A 10,646-nucleotide genomic window follows, 5' to 3' on the forward strand; every position below is an offset into this window, starting at 1 on the left:
GTTAAAAGCTGTGGATAAATGCATGACGCCTAGCTTTGAAATGTCAGTCATCGATGCAATTTCCAGCTGATAAGCAATCCCCAAAATGTGATGCTCATTAATGCTCAGATCGTACGGCTTAACCCACTGCTCCCAATCCTTTTCAGTAGACTTCCAAAGAGCTTTGCTTACTTGCATCACAAGCTGATTAAACAGCATGGCATCTTTAATCGTATCTTGATTTAACGTGCGTTTCACCTCTTCACTTCCTCTCTAGAAATGCAACCGTTCACATCATTTTCCCGTAAGACTTTATAAACAAAAAGAATGAAAATATATACGAAATATTATACATGATTGCTTATATATTTCAACTTATTTTGCATAAAAATAAATTTAAACGTTTCTTTATGTAAAAAAACAGGCGTGAACGTTCAGCGTTCACACCTGTTTTTTAATGAATATACCGTTTACCAACCAGAAGGTTTGAAATAACGTCCGTTGGAATTTCAAACTCAACGTTTCCCATATATCCTGGGGCGACTTTATATTTATCAAATACAATTCTAAGCTTGTGATCTTTCGTAATGTAGAAGCTTTGATTCTCAGCAATCTCTTTAAAAGGATCCATATCTTCTTCAGTCAGCCAGTAGATTTTGCCTTCTTCATGTTTCATTTGATCTTTCATTTGCTGTTTAATATTTTCACTAATGACCTTTATATAGCTTTTATCTTTGAACAAACTTGGAAGCGTGACGAGCACTTCATGTTTTTTATCAATCGTGTCGTACTGATTGACGCTCGACGTTGAAGCTCTCGATTCTTCCACATATCGATGAACCACAAGCAAATCATCGGTATCCGTCATAATATCATAGCCGCTGCTGACAGCCACGTTTCCTTTCTCTCCTTTTTGTAATGTTTTCATCTCTTTTTTAAACTGTTCATACAGCTGCTCGTTTTCTTTTATATACTTTTCATTCAAGCTTGTTTGAAGACCTTTGTTTTCCAAGCCTGAAATCGATGGTGTTTTCACGTCAATACGAGAATGCTTTTCTTCTTGCTTTAGTTCATCAAATGTGATCACTTCTACCACTTTTCCAATTACAGGAATTTTCGCCATTGCATTTGCCGCGTCTGGACTCACATTCACCGTTGTGATAAAAATAACCGCTGCTGCGGCAATTGCGCTCGGCCAAATATAGGATTTCTTTTTACGAGGATGTGAAGAAAGTGCCTTTGCAACAACATCATCTAATTCCTCAGGAATAGGAATGTCATGATACTGCTTCTTTAACTTTTCTATTTTTTCATTCATTGTTCTAAGTCCTCCTCCGTCATCTTAATCCGCAACAGGTTCAACCCTCTATAGAGCCTTGTCTTTACCGTGTTTACATTTTCCTCAATGATTTCCGCAATTTCGTCCATTTTTAAATCTTCGAAAAACCGCAGAATAATAATGGTTTTATATTTAACCGGCAGGTGATCCATTGCTTGCTTTAAATCGATATCTTCATACTGGTCTTCACGTCCGCTGCTCAAGTACTCAAGCGCTTCATCGTCCATAAGCGTTAAACGTTTATGCTTGCGCAGGAAATCGATTGCTGTTCGTACAACAATTTTATAAAGCCAGCTTTTAATCGATTGAATATCCTTGATAGTGCCTATTGAAATGAGTGCTTTTTTAATCGATTCTTGCATAATATCAAGCGCATCTTCTTGATTTTTTACATAGCTGAAAGCAAGCCGGTAAAAATCCTCTTTATGCTCGGTTATGCACGCTACGAGCATCTGATGTGCATCATGTTTTTTCATCATCTTTCATACCCTTCTATTTTCTCTTGCTGAAGTACATCTATAAGGTAGACGGAATGAGTAGAAAAATAGTTTGGTTTTTTTTTAAAAAAGTAAAACTAAATAATGGTCTCATGCGTCTATTAGGTAGATATATACAAAAAGGGGAATATTACCACATGAAAACCATGGGCTACAAACGTATTTTGACACTGCTTGGATGCTGTATTTTGTTTCTTGGTACAGCAGGGTATATCGTCAAAGCAAACAGTACAGAGAAAAAAACGGCAAGTATTCAAACAGATCAAACCTATCCAAACGTTGAAATTCAAACGCTAGTGAAAGACCTTACCGACGGAGGCTATGCTATTAGCTACCCTTCCTTTGGTAAAAAAGAAATCGATCAATCTATTCAAGCTTACGTAACAGATCAAGTGGCACACTATGAAAAAAAGCTAAAGAAGCAGTCAAAAAAGAAAAAATCTGAATTAACGATTACATATAAAATCGTCCATTACAGCAAGCAAACGCTAAGCGTTGTCTTTGATGAATATGAATCTGTAAATGGAGAGAAAGGAACGTCTTCTCTCAAAACCTTTACCTTTGACCTGCCTGCTCAAAAACAAATGACGTTAAAGAATTTATTTAAAGAAAATGCAAACTATTTAGATCGCCTTTCGGCTATTTCATATGCTGAATTAAAAAAACAAATGAAAACAGCTGATTTTGACCCGGACCTTCAAAAAGGAACTCAGGCAGCTAATCAAAATTTCAGTCAGTTTGCGCTGCTTGAAAACAGTATTGTGATCTATTTTAAGCCTTATCAGCTAGGTGCTGAACAAACAAAAACTAAGACAATCGCTATCCAAAAAGATTTATTTAAAGACGTGCTGAGCGATGCTTACAAAGACGAAGCAGCAAATAAAAATAAAGTCAAGGAAACGCCTCCAAAACATATCGTTAACGAAATGCCGCAGCAAGGAGCGCCTATTGATCCAACTAAAAAAGTCGTTGCGATGACCTTTGATGACGGACCTAACCCTGCATCTACCAATGTGATTTTAGATGGATTAAAAGAAGTGAACGGGCACGCTACCTTTTTTGTATTAGGAAGCCGCGTTCAATATTATCCTGAAACAATCGAACGTATGGTCAAGGAAGGCAACGAAGTTGGAAATCACTCTTGGGATCATCCTCAGCTCACACGTTTGAACGAAGCCCAGGTCAAACACCAAATAGGCGATACCCAAGCGCTCATTAAACAAGTGAGCGGCTATGAACCACTGCACGTACGCCCTCCTTATGGAGCCGTCAACGCAAATGTAAGACGTTATATCGGAAATGTTGGCGTGACTCTATGGGATATCGATCCCGAAGACTGGAAATATAGAAACGTTCCTCACTCCGTTCAAGCGGTTATGAGCCAAGTCGGAGACGGAAAAGTTATTTTAATGCATGATATTTACCAAACAAGCGCCGAAGCAGCGGTTGAAATTATGAAGCAGCTTCACGTACAAGGGTATCAGCTTGTTACGATTTCACAGCTAGAACAAGTAAAAAAAGAGCGGGAGCAGCTGCATGTGCAGTAGCAGATAGCAGACGAACGCGCTGCAGCCATTAGGATGGCTGCAGCGCGTTTGTTTTTTTCATGCGATGTTTAATAAGTACTATACAGAGCAGCGTAAACGGAATCACTACGTGAAAAGGGATAAAAAGCAACACCGGCATAATCGTTAGCCCTTCTTTTAAATGCTCTTGAAAATTACTTGCAATCGTCAAAGAAAAAAATAAAATCACCGTGCCCACAGAATATGTCAGCGCAGAAGGTCGTTTCACCTTAAACAGTGTGGAAAGTCCAACAATCACGGCGTAAAAAAAGACGCTGATTTTAACAAATCCTCCGATGACTAATGCAATCATAAAAAACACGTCCAGCCGTTCTAGCTATTACTTCAAATCCTTTGTGCACCGTATAAATAATTAACAGCATCAGCATCACATTCATTACAAATAAAGGACTGTCGCTTGTTCCTCTGACGCCGAACCTTCTGTTTCCTTTTTATTGTCTTTGTTTTTTTTATTTTTAAATAAAGAAGGCACGATTAAAAACACCTTTCTTTTCTTTTTTTTAGCTTTTTCCAAATAAATGCTTTGTATGCAATTTTTAATAGAGCAATCAAAGCGTAAGACAAAAAAAATAACAAAAACTATCGGTAGAATGTTTTCAAGAAAAAAAACAAAAACGGAGAGTGAGACGTATGAAAATCGTTTGGATATCAGCTTTGCTGTTAGGATGCTTAATGGGATTTTCTATCGGAGTGGATATGATACAAGGATTTAGTTTTTCCATGGCCTTGCAAAATGCCTAYAGTCCGTTTCGGGTTATGGAGTTCGCTGAACTATTTGTCCTTTTTTTCCTTTTGTTCTGTTTTGTAGCTGAAGTATTTTATCGTTCATTTAAAGTGAAAAAAGCAAAACAGCGACAAAAATAAAACTCTGTAAAAAACACATATTTCTCCTTTTTACCACCTATTCTCCTTCTCATTTAAATGTTATAATTTTCATAATTGGAAAAACTTTTACACGCCTTTCTACATGGAAAGCTGTACGCTTAAACTACAAAATAAACATTGACTTTGAACTAAAAGGTGAAGAAATGATGAAAAAAAAATTAGCCGTTATTAGTACAGCTTGCTTACTTATTCTTGCAAGTGATCCCATCCCTTCTTATGCTACTCCCGATTCCCCGGACTCCTCTTCCGACGTTTTGGACCAGTCAACAGACGTGGATACAACTGAAGATGTAAAAGCAATTTTTGACTCCCTCTATCAAGAAGGCTATTCGCTTGGAGAAGAAGATGGATACGCACAGAAAAAATTCGAACAGTTTGATCAAACAACAGGACTGGACAAATCTTCTGAAGAATTCACGTGGTTTATGATGGGGTATACGGTAGGATATAAAAAAGGACAGCAGCAAAAAGAGGAAGAACTCAAGACTGAACAAGAAAATGAAATGGCTGCCGGCGAAGAGGAAGGCTATCAGCAAGGTGTCCTTGATTACAAACATGCTACTATTCAGTCAGAAATCGACCCTTTTCCTTCTAAGTCATCCGACTGGAATAAAGGGTATGTTCAAGGCTACAAAAAAGCTATTTCTTTAATGGACTTATCTGTTAAAGCAAAAAAAGAAGGCTATGACCGAGGGCTTGAAAATGACTCAATGAGTGTTCCGAGCATGTATGATGATGAGGATGTCACACGTCAGGCTTTTACAGAAGGCTTTGAAACCGCTCAAGCCGAAGTGCTGAAGCAGCAAAAAAAGCAGTTTGAAAAGCAGGGCTACGTACAAGGCTATCACGACCTTTCATTAGAAGTACCTGCAGAAGCAGAAGGCGAATTGCAAACAGCCTTTGAGCAAGGATATGAAAAAGGACAGAAACAAAAGCAAAAAGACGTAAAAGCAGACGGATACGACTCAGCTTTCACTTATCAGACCTATAGAGCGCCTAAAAGTCTTCAGGACAAGCCCGAGCTAGAAAAATGGTACAAAGCAGGTTTTTATTCGAATAAAGATGTGAAATCTTTACAGCAAAAAGCTTATAAAGACGGCTGGAAACTCGGAAAAGAAGTGAGCGTTCCCAGAAAATACAAGCAAAATAAAGCTGCAGTGGCAATGTACAAGAAATATTTTGAGCAAGGCCAAAAAAAGCAGGATAAAACAGTGAGTCATATCCTGCTCGGCAGCGGTATTGTTCTTACACTGGTTGCTCTTATCACACTATGGAGGCTCCGCCGACGTAAAAATGAAGACACAACACTAGATAGCTAAAAACGAGTACATAAAAAACCCGGAAAATCACGATTTTCCGGGTTTTTTATGTTAAATAATCATTCGTTTATTTTCCGCAAGCTGAACTTCTTGCTCTTGTTTTGACTGATTTTGTTTTCGAATTTTCAAATAATAATAAACATAGCAGCCTATAAAGAAAATACCTCCGCAGTATAACGCCATTCGCTGCTCGGGATCAAACGCAAGACTGATCATAACGATACAGTTCGTAATAAGCGCTACGATAGGAAGAACCGGATAAAGAGGTGTTCTAAATTTCAGATCTTCCACTTTTCCACCTTTAGCCACGTAAGCACGACGAAATGCAAGCAGTGAAGCGGTAATCGCAATCCAGCCAATTTGAGCACCGAGTCCAGCGAGTGAAATCAGCCATACAAAAACGGTTTTAGCTGCCACTACGCTTGAAAGTAGCGAAAAACATGAAATCACAAGCGTAATTAATAGTGCATTAAACGGAACTCCTCTTTTGTTAACTTTTCCAAGCGCAGGACTTGCCATTCCTTCTCTTGAAAGAGAATAAAGCATACGTGTAGCCGCGTAAAATCCAGAGTTTGCGACTGAAAGAAGAGCTGTTAAAATGATAAAGTTCATAATATCCGCCGCGTAAGGTACACCTACACTGTCTAACACAACAACAAATGGGCTTTCTACGACGCCTGCTTTTTCACGAGGAATCATGCTTGCTAGGACAAACACGGATAAGACGAAAAAGAAAAGCGTACGCCAAACCGTTTGCTTAATCGCTTTTGGAATTGTTTTTTCTGGATTTTCACTTTCTCCTGCCGCAATTCCAATCAATTCTGTTCCTTGAAACGAAAAGTTCACCGTAATCATTGTAATCAGCAAAGCCGTTACGCCATTTGGAAACAGCCCTTCGGCAAAGAAGTTTGATAGAAGCGGTGCTTCCTGTCCGCTTTTCATATCAATGAGTCCAAACATTGCCGCTCCGCCTACAACAATAAACATAATGATGGCGAAAATTTTAACGCTTGAAAACCAAAATTCTGTTTCACCAAATGCTTTAGCTGAAAGTGCATTTAGTGAAAAAATTAACGCTCCAAAAATGGCGCACCATAACCAAACGGGCGAGTCTGGGAACCATCTTTGCATTAATTGTCCGGCAGCTAAGAACTCAAGCGCAACCGTTACTGCCCATCCTAGCCAGTACAGCCATCCAATCGCAAAACCGGTTGCAGGGCCGATAAATTTAGTGGAGTACGTTTGAAACGATCCTGCAACTGGCATAGCAACGGATAATTCTCCAAGACACAGCATCGTTAGATACATAATGATCCCTCCTACTAAGTAGGAAATCATTGCTCCCATCGGACCTGCTTCATTGATGGTATAACCTGAACCAAGGAAAAAACCGGTACCAATACATCCCCCTAGTGATATCATAAAAAGATGCCTTGTTTTCATCGTTCTTTTTAATTCTCCTGGCTGTCCCTGTGGAATATTCATCCCATTTCCTCCCTTTGCTGCATAAAAATGAAATCGCTTTCATTTTTTTAGGTTTATTTTGTTTTTATAGCCGCTTACTAGGTAGCTCTTCATGGCTGAAGTCCATTAATGCCGGATGTTTTTCAAATGGCGCCAGCCCCGTAGCGAGGATGGCAGCCGCTTAGCCCTGCATGAACGTTTATTGGATCATAACAGATTTTCTTCTACACGATACCTATTAAGTAGCTCTTTCTTATAAAAGCTTATCGCCAAACAATGAACTCATTAACGCAACCGCTACTTCTGCAGTTTTGTTATGCTGATCTAAAATAGGGTTCACTTCTACAAATTCAGCAGATGTAACCATGTCTGCTTCCGCTAGCATTTCCATTGCTAAATGACTTTCTCGGTAGCTGATGCCGCCTTTTACAGGCGTACCTACGCCTGGTGCATCATCCGGATCTAAGCCGTCTAAGTCCAGCGACAGGTGCACGCCGTCTGTACCGCTTAAATAATCAATCGTTTCTTTCATCACTTGCGTCATACCTAAACGATCAATTTCATGCATGGTATACACTTTAATTCCTTTTTCTTTAATTAACTCTTTTTCACCATCATCCAATGAGCGTGCACCGATAATAACTAGATTTTCAGGTTTAATTTTTGGGGTATATCCTCCAATACTTAAAAGTACAGGATGTCCAATACCAAGGCTCACCGCTAACGGCATGCCGTGAATATTGCCTGATGGAGATGTTTCAGCTGTGTTTAAATCACCGTGAGCATCATACCAAATAACGCCTAAATTTTCTGAACCTTTCGCGACTCCTGCAAGCGTTCCAATTGCAATGCTGTGGTCTCCGCCTAATATTAACGGAAAGCGGTCTTGCTCTCTCACTTCTTCAACTCGTGCAGCAAGCTGTTCATTTCCGCTGGCTACAGCCGCTAAGTTTTTCAAATTCGTATTTTTATCTACGTCTGCCCGCTCTTTAATTTCTACTTTAATATCGCCTTCATCGTGTACGGTATAGCCAAGAGCTTCTAAGCGTGTATTCATGCCTGCATAGCGAATCGCGCTCGGCCCCATGTCTACACCCCTTCTTGTTTGTCCGTAATCCATGGGTACACCGATAATTGAAATGTCTTTTTTCATTTTCTATACCTCCGTTGCATTTTATTTTGTGTGAAGTAAACATAGGTGTTTATTTAACTATGTATTTTTTTCATTGATACAGCCCCTCATCTATTTCTTATGCAAAAATGATGCCAACTTTGTTTGTAGCATTCTATCAGTCTTTTTATCACGGGTTTTCTTACATGTGCCAAAAAAACTGTCGATTTCTACAACTTTTTGGCAAACCACGCCAATTTTTTTGTCGTTTGGTTTAAAATCGCCAATTTTATTTGCTTTCATAAAAAAGAGATGCGACATAATAAATTCCATTCAACAGCTAGAAGTAACTACACACAGAAAATCTACATTTGTCATACCCATAAAAAAATCCGAACGAGTTGGATTCTTCATCAAGAATCTCAATTCATCGTTCGGATTTTTCTTCACCTAAAATACTTTTGTCCCAGTCTCTTTTTTAATTTGTAATAACGTCTCCGTCTTCATCATCGCCTGTATCGTCTTTACCAGGATCTTTTTCTAATGAGACCACTTTCTTTTTGTCATCCCATTTCACTTTGTAGCCAAGTGATTTGGCTACTTTGATAACTGATAAATAAGAGTGATGATTTGGTTTATACAGCTTTAAGTCACTCGAATCAATGACGCCTAAGCCTAACAGCAGGCGATCGGATTGAACGTAAGGCTTTCCATCAATCAGCTTCACTTGCTTATCAGTAAATGGATAAACGGCACGGTTGACTTCAACTGTAAACTCTCCTTTTTTCTCTTCTTTAATTGGTTTTGGCTGTTTGGATACATATTTAATTGCGTCTACTCCTAATACCGTGCCTTGGCGCGTATTATCAGCGCCTCCGTACATTTTCCCCGTTTCATAGTCATAGATAACCGCTTGAACGTTTCCAATATGCTCAGGCTTTTCTTCAAACGCATGTCCTTTAGCCATCATTTCAAGAATTGTATCTTGGCTAAAGCCAGGTTCCCATCTTACGGTTGGATAGCCGCCTGAATAAATACGAGGTGTTAAAATCGCTTTTTGAATCGGCATCTTATGGTCAATAACATTCATAATCGTTTCTGCTACAGACGCAATAATGGTTGGGCCTCCCGGTGAACCAATTGCCATGAACGGCTTTCCGTCTTTTAACAGCATAGTTGGAGACATGCTGCTTCGAGGACGTTTTTTAGGCTCAACCTGGTTCACGCCTCCCGGAGTGGCATCAAAATCCGTCATTTCATTGTTGAGCATAAATCCGTAGTCAGGAACCATAATTCCTGAACCAAAAACTTGTTCAATGGTAGTCGTGTAAGAAACCATGTTTCCCCATTTGTCTACAACAGAGAAATGAGTCGTTTGGCCGATTGGATTTTCTTCCTTTACTGTTGCTTTATTTGGATTTTCTTTTCCTTCATATTTCCAAGGGTCTCCTTCTTTGACATTAGGCGTTGCTTTGTTTGGATTAATTAATTTACGACGTTCTTTAATATAATCTTCATCTAACAGTCCTTTTTTCGRCACTTCGTAAAAGTCTTCATCTGCCATATACGCCGCGCGATCCGCGAAAGCTAAGTGCATCGCTTCCGTTAAATGCTGCAAATACTGAGGCGTATTGGAACCCATTTTTTCTACATCATAACCTTCCATTAGCTTTAAAATCTGCTGAACGGTTAATCCGCCGGAGCTAGGAGGAGCCGCACTAACCACATCGTAGCCCCGGTAAGTTGTTTTAACCGGATCACGTTCTTTTACAACGTAATTTTTCAAATCATCCATGGTCATGCTTCCATCGCGTTTTTGAACTTCTTTAACAAGCGCTTTTCCAATTTCTCCTTTATAAAGAGCGTCTGGTCCTTCTTTTTGAATAAGCTTTAATGTTTTAGCAAGATCCGGCTGAACAAGCTTATCTCCTTCTTTTAACGGCTTGCCATTCGGCACGAATACATTACCGGCCGTTTGGTATCTTTCAAGCTTGTCCACATTTTCATCAATGTACTGAGCCATCGACCAATTTACTTTGATTCCTTGTTCTGCTTGAGCAATAGCTGGTTTAATAACATCTGATAAGTCCATTGTTCCATAATCTTTAAGGGCTGTTTCTACTCCTTTTAGCGTACCAGGAACTCCAACTGCTTTTCCTGTTATGTGACGCTTGCTGAAAGGGATGACTTTTCCTTTTGAATCTAAAAACAGCTTAGGCGTGACATCAGCTGGTGCCATTTCACGGCTGTCTAGCATCGTAATTTTATCTTTCTTTTTTTCATAAATCATCATAAAGCCGCCGCCGCCGATACCTGACATCATCGGTTCCACAACGTTGAGAGATAATTGAATGGCAGCTGCCGCGTCCACAGCATTTCCGCCTTCAGCTAAAACTTTCCTTCCCGCTTCAGCAGCCAGCGGGTGAGATGCCGCTACAATTCCTTGTGTAGCACCTCGTTTCATTG

At 39.5% G+C, this 10,646-nt stretch carries 10 protein-coding genes and 1 pseudogene; 3 read left to right on the forward strand and 8 right to left on the reverse strand.

From position 1 onward, the window contains the following. The 3 genes and pseudogenes from AC1DRF_RS10345 to AC1DRF_RS10355 all read right to left on the reverse strand — a co-directional run. Positions 1-237, reverse strand: a pseudogene (locus tag AC1DRF_RS10345) (HTH-type transcriptional regulator Hpr); the annotation flags it as partial. A gap of 196 nt (positions 238-433) precedes the next feature. Then, complete coding sequence (gene rsiV / locus AC1DRF_RS10350) at positions 434-1,297, reverse strand: anti-sigma-V factor RsiV (RefSeq protein ID WP_043978433.1); 864 nt, start codon at positions 1,295-1,297, stop codon at positions 434-436. Next, a complete protein-coding gene (locus AC1DRF_RS10355) occupies positions 1,294-1,794 on the reverse strand; it encodes an RNA polymerase sigma factor (protein ID WP_427075129.1) in 501 nt (166 codons plus the stop codon). The genes rsiV and AC1DRF_RS10355 overlap by 4 nt, the downstream gene beginning before the upstream one ends. A 158-nt stretch (positions 1,795-1,952) precedes the next feature. Here AC1DRF_RS10355 and AC1DRF_RS10360 point away from each other — a divergent pair, with 158 nt between their 5' ends. Beyond that, entirely contained in the window at positions 1,953-3,362 is a 1,410-nt protein-coding gene (locus AC1DRF_RS10360; protein WP_427075130.1) for a polysaccharide deacetylase family protein, read from the forward strand. Between the two features lie 28 nt (positions 3,363-3,390). Here AC1DRF_RS10360 and AC1DRF_RS10365 read toward each other — a convergent pair whose 3' ends face one another. Then, positions 3,391-3,708 carry a GerAB/ArcD/ProY family transporter gene (locus tag AC1DRF_RS10365; protein ID WP_290368876.1) on the reverse strand — a complete coding sequence of 106 codons (318 nt, stop codon included), beginning with the start codon at positions 3,706-3,708 and terminating at the stop codon, positions 3,391-3,393. Between the two features lie 323 nt (positions 3,709-4,031). Here AC1DRF_RS10365 and AC1DRF_RS10370 point away from each other — a divergent pair, with 323 nt between their 5' ends. Beyond that, on the forward strand, positions 4,032-4,265 hold the full coding sequence (locus tag AC1DRF_RS10370; RefSeq protein ID WP_028411001.1) for a YczF family membrane protein: 234 nt from the start codon (positions 4,032-4,034) through the stop codon (positions 4,263-4,265). Between the two features lie 167 nt (positions 4,266-4,432). After that, on the forward strand, positions 4,433-5,605 hold the full coding sequence (locus AC1DRF_RS10375; RefSeq protein WP_230184464.1) for a hypothetical protein: 1,173 nt from the start codon (positions 4,433-4,435) through the stop codon (positions 5,603-5,605). A gap of 51 nt (positions 5,606-5,656) precedes the next feature. Here the strand turns inward: AC1DRF_RS10375 and AC1DRF_RS10380 are convergent, their stop codons facing one another. From AC1DRF_RS10380 to ggt, 4 genes are all read right to left on the reverse strand, one after another. Then, positions 5,657-7,090 carry an amino acid permease gene (locus tag AC1DRF_RS10380; RefSeq protein ID WP_043978423.1) on the reverse strand — a complete coding sequence of 478 codons (1,434 nt, stop codon included), beginning with the start codon at positions 7,088-7,090 and terminating at the stop codon, positions 5,657-5,659. A 232-nt stretch (positions 7,091-7,322) separates the two neighbouring features. After that, the gene (gene rocF, locus AC1DRF_RS10385) at positions 7,323-8,222 is read right to left on the reverse strand and encodes an arginase (RefSeq protein WP_427075131.1); all 900 of its coding nucleotides are present in this window, start codon (positions 8,220-8,222) and stop codon (positions 7,323-7,325) included. Between the two features lie 90 nt (positions 8,223-8,312). Next, entirely contained in the window at positions 8,313-8,483 is a 171-nt protein-coding gene (locus AC1DRF_RS10390) for a hypothetical protein (protein WP_427075132.1), read from the reverse strand. A gap of 175 nt (positions 8,484-8,658) precedes the next feature. After that, positions 8,659-10,646 (reverse strand): gamma-glutamyltransferase (gene ggt / locus AC1DRF_RS10395; protein WP_477740700.1); only part of this gene is annotated, 1,988 nt, incomplete at its 5' end.

The organism is Priestia sp. P5_B4 (assembly GCF_056400385.1).